We start from the raw sequence: 13,823 nt of genomic DNA, 5'->3' as shown, positions 1-13,823 counted from the left end.
TCAGTAGTCTTCACAAGTGCCCGGGCCTCGGCTATACAGAGGGCGCGGGACTGGAACGCGTTTCAGTTCGCGTCCCGGCCCGGTCCCAGACGGCCTCGGTGCGGCCGACGGTGCGGACGGCCGTACCGAGGTCCTTCCTCCGGCGATCAGGAGCCCCATGCCCATCGACGCAGCCAAGGCGCTCGCCGCCGCCCCCCGGACCGGCGAGCTCTCCTGGGACCACAAGGACGTGCAGCTCTACCACCTCGGCATCGGCGCGGGCAGCCCCGCCAACGACCCCGACGAACTGCGCTACACCCTGGAGTCCCGGCTGCACGTCCTGCCGAGCTTCGCCACCGTCGCGGGCGGCGGAAAACCCGGCGTGACCAGCGGACTGTCCATGCCCGGCATCGAGGTCGACCTGGCCCGCGTCCTGCACGGCGGCCAGAGCCTCGTCATCCACCGGCCCCTCCCGGCGACGGGCACCGCCACCGCGACCAACCGGATCGCCGCCGTGTACGACAAGGGCACGGCTGCCGTCCTCGTCCTGCGCACCGAAGTCGCCGACACCGACGGCCCGTTGTGGACAAACGACGCCCAGATCTTCATCCGCGGCGAGGGCGGCTGGGGCGGCGACCGCGGCCCCTCGGCCCGACTCGAACCCCCCGCGGGCGAACCCGACCGGACCGTCGAACGGCCGATCCGCGACGACCAGGCCCTCCTCTACCGCCTCTCCGGCGACTGGAACCCGCTGCACGTCGACCCGGAGTTCGCCAAGGTCGCCGGATTCGAGCGGCCCATCCTGCACGGCCTGTGCACCTACGGCATCACGCTCAAGGCGGTCGTCGACACGCTGCTCGGCGGGGACGTGACCCGGGTGCGTTCCTACACCACCCGTTTCGCCGGCGTCGTGTACCCGGGGGAGACCCTGCGGATCCGCATGTGGCACACGCCGGAGTCCATCCGGGTCGCCGTCAGCGCGGTCGAGAGGGACGACGCGCCCGTCCTCGCCGACACCATCGTCGAACACACCTGAGTCCACACCGCCGTACGAGGGGAGCCGCACCATGCGCGCAGCCGTACTGCACGAGATCGGCCAGGACAAGCTGGAGGTCCTCGACGACGTCGAGGCGGTGGGGTTCGGACCCGGAAAGGTGCGGATCCGGGTGCGCGCCACGGGGCTGTGCCACTCGGACCTGTCCGCGATGAGCGGGGTGCTGCCGCAGCCCGCGCCGTTCGTGCCCGGCCACGAGGGCGCGGGGGAGATCCTCGAAGTCGGCGAGGGCGTCGGTCACTTGAAGGCCGGCGACCGGGTCGTGGTGTGCTGGCTGCCCGCCTGCGGCGCCTGCCCCGCCTGCAAGCGCGGCCAGACCGAGCTGTGCCTGGCCGGGTTCATGAACGCGGGCACCCCCAACTTCAAGCGGCCCGGCGGGGACCTCTTCGGCTTCGCCGGCACCGGCACCTTCACCGAGGAGGTCGTCGTCGACGCCGGCTGCGCGGTGCCGATACCCGACGACGTGCCCTTCGACATCGCCGCCCTCATCGGCTGCGGAGTGACCACCGGCCTCGGCGCCGCGCTCAACACGGCCGACCTGGAGGCCGGTTCGTCGGTGGCGGTCATCGGCTGCGGCGGCGTCGGCATCTCCGTGATCCAGGGCGCCCGGCTCAAGGGCGCCGCCGAGATCGTCGCCGTCGACCCGATCGCCGCGCGTCGCGAGTCCGCACTGAAGTTCGGGGCCACCCGGGCCGTCTCGCCCGAGGAACTGCCCGACGCCAAACAGCACATCACCGCCGGTGAGGGCTTCGACTACGTCTTCGAGGTCGTCGGCAAGTCGGCCACGGCACGCACCGCGTACGAGAACACCCGGCGCGGCGGGACCCTCGTCGTGGTCGGCGCCGGCGCCATGGACGACTTCCTCCAGCTCAACATGTTCGAGCTGTTCTTCGACGAGAAGCGGATCCTGCCGTCCATGTACGGCGGCGGAGACGTCCTGCGCTCCTACGAACGCACCATCGCCCTGTGGCGCGCGGGCCGGGTCGATCTGGCGGGCCTGATCACCCACCGGGTCCCGTTCGCCGACATCAACGAGGCCCTGGACCAGATGCGGACCGGGACCGCCCTGCGTACGTGCATCGAGATGTGAGGACCCACGCCATGCCGCTGCCGCTCCAGGGACTGTCCGCGATCGTCACCGGCGCGGGCCGCGGGCTCGGCCGGGCCGAGGCGCTGGAACTCGCCCGGCTGGGTGCCGCCGTCGTCGTCAACGACTACGGGCAGTCCGGCCGCGACGGCACGGGCGAGGCGTCCGCGGGCCCCGCCGAGGAGGTCGCCGCCGAGATCCGGGCGGCGGGCGGGACCGCGCTCGCGCACACCGGCGACGTCTCCGACTTCGAGCAGGCGCGCACGCTCGTCGAGGCGGCCGTCGCCGCGTTCGGCAGGCTCGACATCCTCGTCAACAACGCGGGCATCCTGCGCGACCGCATGGTGTTCTCGATGGCCGAGGAGGAGTGGGACGCCGTCCTCCGCGTGCACCTCAAGGGCCACTTCAACACCACCCGGTTCGCCGCCGCGCACTGGCGGGAGCGGTCCAAGCGAGCCGGGGAGCCGGTGTTCGGACGGATCGTGAACACCTCCTCGGAGGCGTTCCTCGCCGGTTCCGCCGGGCAGCCCAACTACGCGGCGGCCAAGGGCGGAATCGTCGGCCTCACCACCTCCACCGCCCTCGCCCTCGGCAAGTACGGCGTCACGGCCAACGCCATCTGCCCGCGCGCCCGCACCCGGATGACCGAGGACGTCTTCGCGGGCATCGAGCAGCCCTCCGGCACCGGCCTCGACCCGCTCGCCCCCGAGCACGTCGCCCCGCTCGTCGGCTACCTGGCCTCACCGGCCGCCGCCCATGTCAACGGGCAGCTCCTCGTGGTGCACGGCGGGATGGTCGCCGTCGTCGAACGGCCCCGGGTCGCCGCCAGGTTCGACAGCAAGCAGGACACCTTCACCTACGACGAGCTGGAGGCCGCCCTCGGGCCGTACTACGCGGACCGGCCGGCGGGGGAGACGTTCGCGGCGGCAGAGGTGCTGGGGCTGAGACGCGGGTGAGAGACACGGAACGGCCCGCCCCGCCGGGCGGGAAGGGCCGTTCGCTGTCTGGTGACTGACGTGCCGTCAGGCCGCAGTCACGGCTTGCTCGGTCTCCGCCACCGGCTTGCGGTGGCGTCCGCGCGGAGCCGTCTCGCCGTCCTGCGTGGAGACCTCACCACGGTGCCGGCCGTGGCCGGAGGAGGAGGTCTGCTGGACGTCGGCAGTACGCGGCTGGTTCGTGCTGGCGTCGCTCATCGGATGGAATTCACCCCGTCAACATGATCTCTTTTACAGCCGGGTGAGTTTAACCAGCACCCCTGACCTCGGATCCAGGCGGCCACGCCAACCGGCACTAGTTCGTTACAAGGCGTCCCAACGGCGCCTCCTGAAGGGGCACAGGTCGTGGCGCCGAAGGGGTCGCAGGCGAGGTGGACTGCGCTGGTGAGGCGGGTGATTCGGGCTCCTCGGGGCGTCCGGGGTGCCCGGGGGCTTCCGGAACCGGGGGTGCCGGGTCCGGCTCCGGCGGGGCGGGCACGGCCCCGGGCGGGTTCACCTGCGCCACACCGCACGGCACGGCCTCCGTCGCGTACGGCAGCCGCAGCACCCCCTCCGGCGTCCACAGGCCCGTGCCCGCCAACCACCCCTCAGGAGCCCGGAGATGATGCACCCGCCGCTCGGCGGGCCGCCAGACACCGACCCAGCTGCCCGCCGGCCCGTCCACCCGCAGCGCCACCGCACAGCTCTCCGGCGTCAGCATCTGCCCCGGCTGGATCGCGAACGGCGTGACGGAGCAGTCCCGCACCCGCAGGCACTCCGGGAAGCGCACCGGCAGCGTGCTGCCCAGGACACCCCAGCCCAGCATGCCCTGCCCGGGCGAGGGCGCGTCCGAGCGGACGATCAGCAGCCCGCTGTCGTGGTCGGCGAGCAGCAGCCGGTCGTCGCTCTCGGCCGCGATCTGCAGCAGCGGCGACACCTCGCCCCCGCACTCCAGGTCCACCACGACGGCCTTGACGCGACCGCCGGACTCCCGGTCCAGCGCCAGCAGGCGTCCCGTACGGTCCAGCCAGACGCCGCCCGAGCAGCGGCCGGGCAGCTCGGCCAGCCGCTCGGGCCCGAAGGCGCCGCCCGCCACCAGCCACACCGACGTCGTACGCGGCCCCACCGCGAGCGCGTAGGCCCGTTCGCCGCCCGGGGCGGGCGGCAGCAGCCGCAGCCGGGCGGTCTCGTCCGGGCACTCGACCGCACCCAAGGGCAGCTCGCCGGTGCCCGGCCCGGTCGGGTACAGCAGCGAGAAGGCGTGCCGCCCGGCCACCACGCGGTGGATGAGGACCCGCCCGTCGCCCATCGGCTGCACCTCGGTGCCGGGCTCCTCCGGCTGGTTGCGGGGCAGCGGCACCGCGTACGGCTCGGGGCCGTCCAGGGTCCAGCGCTCCGGGAACCAGGAGTCGCCGGCCGACGCCAGGCGCGCGCCGTAGGCACCGTCCGCGGTGAGCGTGCAGTCCGCCGGCGCGGTCCGGTCCTCGTCCTCGTGTCCCGCCGAAGGTTCGATCGCACAGGCCGTCATCGTTCGGTCACCTCCAGTGACGAACGTAGATTTCGCACGCGCGGGCGGGGAATTCCTCGGGCGCAGACTTCACACATAAGGGTGTTCCAGGAACGATTCGCCTGAGGAAAAGGGGGCGATTGTGCTGAGCGGGGTCATGGGTGCCAGGAGTGGGCGGTGGCGGTGCAACGCCACAGATCAGGCGGGTAGCCTTGCTTCCGTGCCCCGTCTGTCTGAAGTCATCGCCGCGCTGGAGACCCTGTGGCCCGCCGAGCGGGCCGAGTCCTGGGACGCGGTCGGCACCGTCGCGGGCGACCCGGACCAGGAGGTCACGCGGGTCCTGTTCGCCGTCGACCCGGTCCAGGAGATCGTCGACGAGGCGGTGAAACTGGGCGCCGACCTGCTCGTCACCCACCACCCGCTCTATCTGCGCGGCACGACGACGGTCGCGGCGACCCACTTCAAGGGCCGCGTCGTGCACACCCTCATCAAGAACGACATCGCGCTGCACGTCGCCCACACCAACGCCGACGCCGCCGACCCGGGTGTCTCCGACGCCCTCGCCGGCGCGCTGGACCTGCGGGTCACCGGGCCGCTCGTGCCCGACCCCACCGACCCCGAGGGCCGCCGGGGCCTCGGCCGCCTCTGCGCGCTGGACCACCCGGTGACCCTCCGCGAGTTCGCCGCCCGCGCCGCCGAGCGGCTGCCCGCCACGGCGCAGGGCATCCGCGTCGCCGGCGACCCCGAGGCGCTCGTGCGCACGGTCGCCGTCAGCGGCGGCTCCGGCGACAGCCTCTTCGACCACGTCCGCGCGGCCGGCGTCGATGCCTTCCTGACCGCGGACCTGCGCCACCACCCGGCGGCCGAGTTCCTGGCGGATCGCGCCCACAGCCCCCTCGCGCTGCTCGACGCGGCGCACTGGGCCACCGAGTGGCCCTGGTGCGAGCTGGCCGCGAGCCAGCTCGACGAGATCTCCGACCGGCACGGATGGGACCTGCGCGTCCACGTCTCGAAGACGGTCACCGACCCCTGGACCGCGCACGCGGCCTCAACCACTTCTGACCCCCTTGGAGCCCCGAACTGAACGCCGCGCCCGCCGACCAGATCCGACTCCTCGACCTCCAGGACCTCGACGTCCGCCTCCAGCAGCTCGCGCACAAGCGCAGGTCGCTGCCCGAGCACGCCGAGATCGAGTCGCTGACCAAGGACCACACCCAGCTGCGCGACCTGCTCGTCGCCGCGCAGACCGAGGAGAGCGACACCGCCCGCGAGCAGACCAAGGCCGAGCAGGACGTGGACCAGGTGCGCCAGCGCGCCACCCGCGACCAGCAGCGCCTCGACTCGGGCGCCGTCACCTCCCCCAAGGACCTGGAGAACCTCCAGCGCGAGATCGCCTCCCTCGCCAAGCGGCAGGGCGATCTGGAGGACGTGGTGCTGGAGGTCATGGAGCGCCGGGAGTCCGCGCAGGAGCGGGTCGCCGAGCTGACCGAGCGCGTCACCTCCGTCCAGTCGAAGATCGACGACGCGACCGCGCGCCGCGACGCGTCCTTCGAGCAGATCGACGGCGAGGTCGCGACCGTCACCAAGGAGCGCGAGGTCATCGCCGGCTCGATTCCGGCCGATCTGCTCAAGCTCTACGACAAGCTGCGCGGGCAGCAGGGCGGCGTCGGCGCGGCGAAGCTGTACGCGCGCAGCTGCCAGGGCTGCCGGCAGGAGCTCGCCATCACCGAGCTGGCCGAGATCCGCAAGGCGGCGCCCGACACGGTGATCCGGTGCGAGAACTGCCGCCGCATCCTGGTGCGCACGTCCGAGTCCGGTATCTAGGCCTTCAGGGAGCCCTTCCGGTGCGGGAGTTCATCGTCGAGGCCGACGGAGGGTCGCGGGGCAACCCGGGGCCCGCCGGTTACGGGGCCGTGGTCAGCGACGCGGCGACGGGGGAGACCCTGCGGGAGACCGCCGAGTACATCGGCGTCGCCACGAACAACGTCGCCGAGTACCGCGGCCTCCTCGCCGGCCTGCACGCCGCCCGCGAGCTGGACCCGGCGGCGACGGTCCACGTCCGGATGGACTCCAAGCTCGTCATCGAGCAGATGTCGGGCCGCTGGAAGATCAAGCACCCCGACATGAAGCCCCTGGCCGCGCAGGCGGCCCGGGTCTTCCCACCCGGGCGGGTCACGTACGAGTGGATGCCGAGGGAGCGGAACAAGCACGCGGACCGGCTGGCCAACGAGGCGATGGACGCGGGGGCCAGGGGGGAGCGGTGGTCGGAGTCGGCTTCGACGGCCGAGCTGGAGACGGCAGCGGGGGGCGCTGGACGCGCTGAGGCCGTTGCGCCCTCCGGCCCGCCCGGTGACGCGGCGGCGGGTGCGGCGCGGGTGCGGGGAGCTCTGGCGGAGGGACGCGCGTCGGCTGCGTCGGCCGTCTCGGCCGCGTCTGCCGGATCGGGCCCGGATGCCGCGCGGGCCTCGGCGGAACCCTCCCGGGCCGTCCCGGGTGCGGCGTCTGCCTCCGGCGGCGGCGCGACGAGCCCGCCGGAGGGCGAAGCCGCGACGGAGGAGTCCGACGCGCAGGCCGGCGAGGCGGGGGGTGCTGCTGGCGCCCGTGCCTCCAAGGCCGACGCCCGCACGGCCAAGGCCGACGCCGACACCCGCGCCGCCCAAGCCGTAGCCACCCCCGGCTGGGCCCCCGCCGACATGGGAGCCCCCGCCACCTTCGTCCTGCTGCGGCACGGCGAGACCCCGCTGACGCCCCAGAAGCGGTTCTCCGGGAGTGGCGGAACCGACCCCTCCCTCTCCGACACCGGCCGGGAACAGGCCGAACGGGCCGCCGCGATGCTGGCCCGGCGGGGCACCATCCAGGCCGTCGTGTCGTCGCCGCTCGCCCGTACGCGGGAGACCGCCGGGATCGTCGCCGCCCGGCTCGGGCTCGACGTCGGCATCGACGACGGCCTGCGCGAGACGGACTTCGGCGCCTGGGAGGGACTCACCTTCGCCGAGGTGCGTGAGCGCCACCCCGACGACCTGAACGCCTGGCTGGCCTCACCGGACGCCGAACCCACCGGCGGCGGCGAGAGCTTCGCGGCGACGGCCACCCGGCTCGCCGCCACCCGCGACAAGCTGGTCGCCGCCCACGCGGGCCGGACGGTCCTGCTCGTCACGCACGTGACGCCGATCAAGACGCTCGTCCGGCTCGCCCTGGGCGCCCCGCCGGAGTCCCTGTTCCGCATGGAACTGTCGGCCGCGTCCCTGTCGGTCGTCGCGTACTACGCGGACGGCAACGCCAGCGTCCGCCTCCTCAACGACACGTCCTACCTGCGCTGAGCCCCGCCGCCGACCGGGCCAGCTCCTCGACACGGCCCCAGTCGCGAGCGGCGACGGCGTCCTGCGGCAGCATCCAGCTCCCGCCCACACAGCCGACGTTGGGCAGGGCCAGGTAGTCCGCGGCGGTGGCCGGGCCGATCCCGCCCGTGGGGCAGAAACGGGCCTGGGGGAGCGGCCCCGACAGCGACTTCAGATACGCCGTACCGCCCGCGGCCTGCGCCGGGAAGAACTTCATCTCCCGCACCCCGCGCTCCAGCAGCGCCACGACCTCGGACGCCGTCGACACCCCCGGCAGGAACGGCACCCCGGACGCCCGCATCGCCTCCAGCAGCACATCCGTCCAGCCGGGACTGACCAGGAAGCGGGAGCCCGCGGCCACCGCCTCCGTGACCTGCTCGGGGCTGATCACCGTCCCGGCCCCGACGACCGCCCCGGGCACCTCCCGGGCGATCTCCCGGATCGCCGCCAGGGCCACGGGCGTCCGCAACGTCACCTCGATCGCGGGCAGCCCGCCCGCGACCAGCGCCCGCGCCAGCGGTACGGCGTCGCCGGCATCCTCGATGACGACGACAGGGACGACGGGCGCGAGGTCCAGCACGGAGGCGGGCAGGGGAGAGGAGGCCATGGCGTCATCCTGCCGTCGCCCGAGCACAGTGCGCAAAGGTCGTTGCGCACACTGCAATGCTTGCTAGTGGACCTCGTCCACCAGCACATCCAGCGACCACGCCTGCCCCGACTTCGCCGGAGCCTGCGCCTCCACGACGTACCCGAGATCCCGGAGCGCCTCCACCAGCTCGGCCGGTCCCTTCGGGTCGGCCCCGGAGGTCAGCAGGCCGCGCACGATCCGCCCCTTCGTCGCCTTGTTGAAATGGCTGACCACCTTCCGCGTGGGCGCGTGCAGCACCCGCACCGACGCCGTGCGCCCGGCGACCTCGCCCTTCGGCTTCCAGGCGGCGGCGTACGCGGCGGACCGCAGATCCAGCACCAGCCCGCTCCCGGCCACCTCGGGCAGCACCGACGCCATCGGCGTCCGCCAGTGCGCGCCCAGCGCCCCGAGCCCCGGCAGCTTCACGCCCATCGAGCACCGGTAGGACGGAATCCGGTCCGTCACCCGCACCGCACCCCACAACCCGGAGAACACGAGCAGCGACCGCGCCGCACGCCGCTTGGCGGCCGTGTCGAGGGAGGCCAGGCCGAGGGCGTCGTAGAGCACGCCGGTGTAGATCTCCCCGGCCGGCCGCGCCCCCGCCGTCCGCAGCTCCGCGTTCTTCGCGACCTCGCCCCGCAGCCCCTCGCTCAGCCCCAGCACCTCACGCGCCTTGTCCTCGTCGCCGGCGCACAGCTCGACCAACTCGGTGAGAACGGCCTCCCGGGCGGCGGTCAGCCCCGGCAGCGACAGCGACTCCGGCTTCAGCGGGGCACCGCGGCCGGAGGAGGCCTTGCCTTCGGACGGCGGCAGCAGGACAAGCACGCGTACTCCTTCGATCGAACTCCGCCGACAGCGTACGGGGGCCTACGGGGAGCTCAGACGCGCGCCCGGCCGAGGGCGCGGACCAGGCCGTCGGCGTCGTCGGCGTGGAAGCGGACGACACGCACCTCCCGGCTCCGCCCGAAGAAGCCGACGTGCGTGACGGGTTCCGTCAGTTCGAGCGTGACGCTGGTCTGCGAGCCCACCTCCACATCCAGCTCCCCGTCGGCCCGCTCGTGCGTCATCCGCAGCTCACGCCGCACCGAGGCGATCCGCTCCAGCGGCACGCACAGGTCGACATGGACGTACCGCCGTATCCGCAGCACGCCGCGGCCCACATCCAGCACATGCGGTCGCACGACGGACGAGGCGTGCAGCGCGACGACGAACACGATCGTGTACACGTCCAGGAAGAGGACCACCGCGTGCACGGCCGGCCAGTCCCGCAGCAGCACGGACAGCGCGACCGTCTCGACCAGGCACACGAACGCGAACCCGGCCATCATCGCGCCCTGCCCGCGCGCGTATCCGAAGGCCGACCCGCTCGTCGTCCCGTGCGTGCGCCGCGCCACCCACAGGGCGAGACTCGCGAGCAACCGCACCTCGTGCCGGACCAGCAGCCACCCGCCTCTCATCGCCGCTCCTCGGTGAGGATCCGCAGCGCACGGCGGACGGCCTCCGCCTGGGCCGGGGAGAGGTCGTCGTAGAACGCGCGCAGAACGCTGTCGTGCTGATCGAGCTCACCGACCTCCGGGAACAGCGTCGGGGGAATGCAGTCGGCGAGCGCCCGCGCCGCCTCGGCGACGCGCGGGTCATCGGGCTCGGCGCCGGCGAGCGCGTCGAGCAGCGCGTACGCCTCACCCGCTCGCGCGAGCGCCCCCGGACTCCCCAGCGCCTCACCCACCGACGACACCAACCGCTCCCGGTCCTCGGCCGGCATGGCGGTCTCCAGGAACGCGATGATCTCGCGGTCCTTGGTGGCCATGGGCGAGTCCGACAGATGCGCGGTCCCGGCGAACAGGGCGGCCAGCTCGGGCGACACCGGCCCCTCGGCGGGCACTCCGCCCTCCGCGTCCAGCAGGGTCCGCAACCGCGCCCGCCGCTCCCGGAGGGCCTCCTCCTGCCGCGCCAGATCCTCGTCCAGCTCGGTGAGCACCTCGACGAGGTCCTTCCCGGCATCGTCCGCGAGCACGTCCCGCACCTCCGCGAGCCCCAGCCCCAGCTCGGTCAGCCGCCGGATCCGCGCCAGCACGACGGCATGCCGCAACCCGTACTCCCGGTACCCGTTGGCCCGCCGCACGGGCTCGGGCAACAGCCCCAGATGGTGGTAGTGCCGCACGGCCCGCGTGGTGACGCCGACGGTGACGGCGAGTTCTCCGATCCGCATGCCACCAGTGAAGACGTTGACGCTGCGGCAAGGTCAAGCACGCCCTTCCGGTCTGGACAGCGCGGGTCTCTTCTGGTCCTCTTTGCTCCGGGGGTACGACATGGGGATTCGAGAACAGGCCCGCTGGACCAGGGCGCGACTGGGCCGATGCGGCCCGCCCCTCGACCTCCTCACCGCCCACTTCGACAGCCACGTCTACGCGCCCCACGCCCACGACGAGTTCACCATCGGCGTCACGGTCGGCGGGTCGGAGGTCATCGCGTACCGGGGCGGGCACATCCACTCCTACCCCGGCTCGATCGTCGTCCTGGAGCCCGGCGAGATGCACACCGGCGGCCCGGCCGCCTGCGACGGCTACGCCTACCAGGCCCTCTACGCCGAACCGGCCCTCCTCACCGACGGCACCCTCGGCGGCCTCCCGCACTTCCGGGACCCCGTCCTCCACGACCCGGAACTCGCCGCGGCCCTCCGCGCCGCCCACACCGACATCAGCGCCCGCCCCGACCCGCTGGAGGCCGAGTCCCGGCTGCCCTGGCTGCTCACGGCCCTGGCCCGCCGCCACTCCACGGCCCGGGCGACCGACGACACCGTGCCCGGCGCCGGCCACATCGCCAGGTCCGTACGCGACCGTCTGGCGGACGAACTGCTGGACCCCCCGTCCCTGGCCGCCCTCGCCACCGACCTGGGCCTCTCCCGCTACCAGCTCCTGCGCGCCTTCCGCACGACGATGGGCGTACCGCCGTACGCCTGGCTCGCCCAGCACCGGGTGGCCAGGGCCCGCGGCCTCCTGGAAGCCGGACTGCGCCCCGCCGAGGTCGCCGGCCTCGTCGGCTTCGCCGACCAGGCGCACCTCACCCGCTGGTTCCGCCGGGTGCTGGGGGTGACCCCGGCGGCGTACCGCAACAGCGTTCAAGACACCGCGGGGTGAGACGGCCGAGACTCACCGCATGACTGCACGCGGCTGGTTCCTGTTCTCCCTGATGGGAGTGGTCTGGGGCGTCCCCTACCTGATGATCAAGGTGGCGGTGGACGACCTGTCCCCGTCCATGGTGGTGTTCACGCGCTGCGCCCTCGGCGCCGCACTCCTGCTCCCCTTCGCCCTGCGCCAGGGCGGCCTCGGCCGTACCGTCCGGGCCCACTGGAAGCCGATGCTGGCCTTCGCCGTCATCGAGATCATCGGCCCCTGGTGGACCCTGACCGACGCCGAACGCCATCTGTCCAGCTCCACCGCCGGACTCCTCATCGCGGGCGTGCCGATCGTCGCCCTGCTCCTGGCCCACTTCTTCGGCGCGGGGGAGCGGGTGGGCGCCCGCCGTATCGCGGGTCTGGCCCTCGGCCTCGCGGGTGTCACCGTCCTGACTCTGCCGCACCTCACCGGCGGCGACGCCCTGTCGATGGCCGAGGTGCTGGTGACGGTCGTCGGTTATGCCACGGCTCCGCTGATAGCGGCCCGGTACCTCAAGGACGTCCCGACCCTTCAGCTGATCACGCCCTGCCTCACGCTGGCGGCCGTCGTCTACGCCCCCGCTGCCTTCCTGACCCGGCCCGCCACCATGCCCTCGGGCGAGGTCCTTGCCGCCCTCGCCGGCCTGGGAGTGGTTTGCACCGCGATCGCGTTCGTGGCCTTCCTGGAGCTGATCAAGGAGGTCGGCCCGACCCGGGCCGGCGTGATCACCTACGTCAACCCGGCGGTCGCCGTCGCCGCGGGCGCCCTCTTCCTGGACGAGGAGCTGACCCTCGGCATCGGCGTGGCCTTCACCCTGATCCTCGCGGGTTCGGTCCTGGCGACGGCCGCGGGACCGAAGCAGGACGTCCCCCGGGTACCATGGTCGACACGGCAGACGAGCCGGGCGGACGGCCGCGTGGAGTCCCCCTGACGGGGAGCTTCCCGAGGAACGTCCGGGCTCCACAGGGCAGGGTGGTGGCTAACGGCCACCCGGGGTGACCCGCGGGACAGTGCCACAGAAAGCAGACCGCCGGGGGCCTCGGTCCTCGGTAAGGGTGAAACGGTGGTGTAAGAGACCACCAGTGCCCAGGGTGACCTGGGCAGCTAGGTAAACCCCACCCGGAGCAAGGTCAAGAGGGAGTACCTCGGTGCTCCTGCGCGGACGATCGAGGGCTGCCCGCCCGAGTCCGCGGGTAGACCGCACGAGGCCGGTGGCAACGCCGGCCCTAGATGGATGGCCGTCGCCCCGGCTCCCGCGAGGGAACCGGGGAACAGAACCCGGCGTACAGCCCGACTCGTCTGCTGGCTGGGCTCTGGCCTGGGCTTTTGGCCTGGCCAGGGCCCTTTGCGTGTCGGGGCACATCCCGCCTCCACCTGAGACGTTGTGAGGCTTACGAGCATGCATGACCACAATCCAGGGAAGCTCCAGATCTACGCCGAGGAAGAGACGGAACCTCTGTCGGCCACTTGCATCGTCCGCTGCGTGGGCGGACTTGTGCGCCCTGGCCAGCGCTTCACTGTCGAGTCTGCAGATGGCAATTCAGGTGAGAGCTTCCATGTCACGCTGGACTGGATCGAACGTTATGGGCATCGAGTCGACTCCTTCGACCCGCCCCACAACGCAAGGGTTCACCTTTCTGGGAGCGGGGTCTCTCTGTTGCAGGAAGGCCTGACGATCATTTCCCTTGAGTCTGCCGTGGGATGAACAGGTGGCGGATGAGGCGCTGGAACGTGCTCCAGGCGTCGGGGTCGGTTCCGTCGCCCATCAAGTAGTGAAGAGCTGGCTTCCTTCCGAGGCCGAGGCGCGTGGGCATGAGGCTGAGGGGTGGATGCCCGGCATGGGCCCGACCGATGGCCTCGGCTTCGTCACTGCCGAGCGTGAACGCGACGGGAAAGGGCGGGGCCTCCAAGGACGGTGGGACCGTTAGGTCGTGGCGGGCCGCACGGATGGTCGTAAGCAGCGTGACGAGACGGCGGTCGGTGTCGAGTGCGGTCGCGAGTTCCTCGATGACGTCCAGGGGTGGTGCCTCGTCCCTGCCGTAGCCGAACGCGAGGGTGACGTCCTCCTCGACTCCCGACGGTGTGCGGAGCACACGGACGG

14 protein-coding genes, 1 other RNA gene and 1 pseudogene are annotated in these 13,823 nt (G+C 72.7%); 9 read left to right on the top strand and 7 right to left on the bottom strand.

The features are described 5' to 3' along the window. Positions 1-157: 157 nt before the first annotated feature. From AB0G20_RS00835 to AB0G20_RS00825, 3 genes are read left to right on the top strand one after another with little or no spacing between them, the layout of a single operon-like run. Positions 158-1,015 (top strand): MaoC/PaaZ C-terminal domain-containing protein, encoded by an 858-nt coding sequence (locus tag AB0G20_RS00835; RefSeq protein ID WP_361293739.1) that lies wholly within the window; start codon positions 158-160, stop codon positions 1,013-1,015. Positions 1,016-1,046: 31 nt separating this feature from the next. After that, positions 1,047-2,123, top strand: coding sequence for a Zn-dependent alcohol dehydrogenase (locus AB0G20_RS00830; protein ID WP_361293736.1), 1,077 nt, complete (start codon positions 1,047-1,049; stop codon positions 2,121-2,123). 11 nt (positions 2,124-2,134) lie between these two features. Further along, positions 2,135-3,076 (top strand): 3-oxoacyl-ACP reductase, encoded by a 942-nt coding sequence (locus AB0G20_RS00825; protein ID WP_361293733.1) that lies wholly within the window; start codon positions 2,135-2,137, stop codon positions 3,074-3,076. A 66-nt stretch (positions 3,077-3,142) separates the two neighbouring features. Here the strand turns inward: AB0G20_RS00825 and AB0G20_RS00820 are convergent, their stop codons facing one another. Then, a complete protein-coding gene (locus AB0G20_RS00820; protein ID WP_361293731.1) occupies positions 3,143-3,313 on the bottom strand; it encodes a hypothetical protein in 171 nt (56 codons plus the stop codon). 97 nt (positions 3,314-3,410) lie between these two features. Continuing rightward, a complete protein-coding gene (locus tag AB0G20_RS00815; protein WP_361293728.1) occupies positions 3,411-4,622 on the bottom strand; it encodes a hypothetical protein in 1,212 nt (403 codons plus the stop codon). Positions 4,623-4,821: 199 nt separating this feature from the next. Here AB0G20_RS00815 and AB0G20_RS00810 point away from each other — a divergent pair, with 199 nt between their 5' ends. The 3 genes from AB0G20_RS00810 to AB0G20_RS00800 are packed head-to-tail and all read left to right on the top strand — an operon-like array spanning position 4,822 to position 7,921. Further along, positions 4,822-5,685 carry a Nif3-like dinuclear metal center hexameric protein gene (locus AB0G20_RS00810; protein ID WP_361293725.1) on the top strand — a complete coding sequence of 288 codons (864 nt, stop codon included), beginning with the start codon at positions 4,822-4,824 and terminating at the stop codon, positions 5,683-5,685. Continuing rightward, positions 5,682-6,425, top strand: a complete 744-nt coding sequence (locus AB0G20_RS00805) for a C4-type zinc ribbon domain-containing protein (RefSeq protein WP_361295743.1) — start codon at positions 5,682-5,684, stop codon at positions 6,423-6,425. The genes AB0G20_RS00810 and AB0G20_RS00805 overlap by 4 nt, the downstream gene beginning before the upstream one ends. Positions 6,426-6,445: 20 nt before the next feature. Next, a complete protein-coding gene (locus AB0G20_RS00800; RefSeq protein ID WP_361293722.1) occupies positions 6,446-7,921 on the top strand; it encodes a bifunctional RNase H/acid phosphatase in 1,476 nt (491 codons plus the stop codon). On the opposite strand, the gene AB0G20_RS00795 is transcribed toward AB0G20_RS00800, so the two are convergent. The 4 genes from AB0G20_RS00795 to AB0G20_RS00780 form a co-directional block, all read right to left on the bottom strand. Next, positions 7,896-8,546, bottom strand: coding sequence for a bifunctional 4-hydroxy-2-oxoglutarate aldolase/2-dehydro-3-deoxy-phosphogluconate aldolase (locus AB0G20_RS00795; protein ID WP_361293719.1), 651 nt, complete (start codon positions 8,544-8,546; stop codon positions 7,896-7,898). The genes AB0G20_RS00800 and AB0G20_RS00795 overlap by 26 nt on opposite strands. A gap of 63 nt (positions 8,547-8,609) precedes the next feature. Continuing rightward, a complete protein-coding gene (gene yaaA / locus AB0G20_RS00790; RefSeq protein WP_361293716.1) occupies positions 8,610-9,392 on the bottom strand; it encodes a peroxide stress protein YaaA in 783 nt (260 codons plus the stop codon). Positions 9,393-9,445: 53 nt separating this feature from the next. Further along, positions 9,446-10,024, bottom strand: coding sequence for a hypothetical protein (locus AB0G20_RS00785; RefSeq protein ID WP_361293713.1), 579 nt, complete (start codon positions 10,022-10,024; stop codon positions 9,446-9,448). Then, positions 10,021-10,776, bottom strand: a complete 756-nt coding sequence (locus AB0G20_RS00780) for a MerR family transcriptional regulator (RefSeq protein WP_361293710.1) — start codon at positions 10,774-10,776, stop codon at positions 10,021-10,023. Before AB0G20_RS00780 ends, AB0G20_RS00785 begins: the two co-directional genes overlap by 4 nt. Before the next feature lie 100 nt (positions 10,777-10,876). Between AB0G20_RS00780 and AB0G20_RS00775 the strand changes: the two genes are divergently transcribed. The 3 genes and pseudogenes from AB0G20_RS00775 to rnpB all read left to right on the top strand — a co-directional run bounded on the left by AB0G20_RS00775 (position 10,877) and on the right by rnpB (position 13,024). Further along, complete coding sequence (locus AB0G20_RS00775) at positions 10,877-11,704, top strand: AraC family transcriptional regulator (RefSeq protein WP_361293706.1); 828 nt, start codon at positions 10,877-10,879, stop codon at positions 11,702-11,704. Between the two features lie 19 nt (positions 11,705-11,723). Next, positions 11,724-12,503 (top strand): annotated as a pseudogene (locus AB0G20_RS00770) (EamA family transporter); the annotation flags it as partial. Between the two features lie 115 nt (positions 12,504-12,618). Next, an RNA gene (rnpB, locus tag AB0G20_RS00765) (RNase P RNA component class A) lies at positions 12,619-13,024 on the top strand. Positions 13,025-13,398: 374 nt separating this feature from the next. Here the strand turns inward: rnpB and AB0G20_RS00760 are convergent. Further along, a complete protein-coding gene (locus tag AB0G20_RS00760; protein WP_361293703.1) occupies positions 13,399-13,815 on the bottom strand; it encodes a DUF6177 family protein in 417 nt (138 codons plus the stop codon). Positions 13,816-13,823 lie beyond the last annotated feature (8 nt).

The sequence above is a fragment of the Streptomyces sp. NPDC024017 genome, from assembly GCF_040638895.1.
In the GTDB taxonomy this organism is placed as follows: Bacteria; Actinomycetota; Actinomycetes; order Streptomycetales; family Streptomycetaceae; genus Streptomyces.
This window is presented reverse-complemented; position numbering and strand designations above follow the sequence as displayed.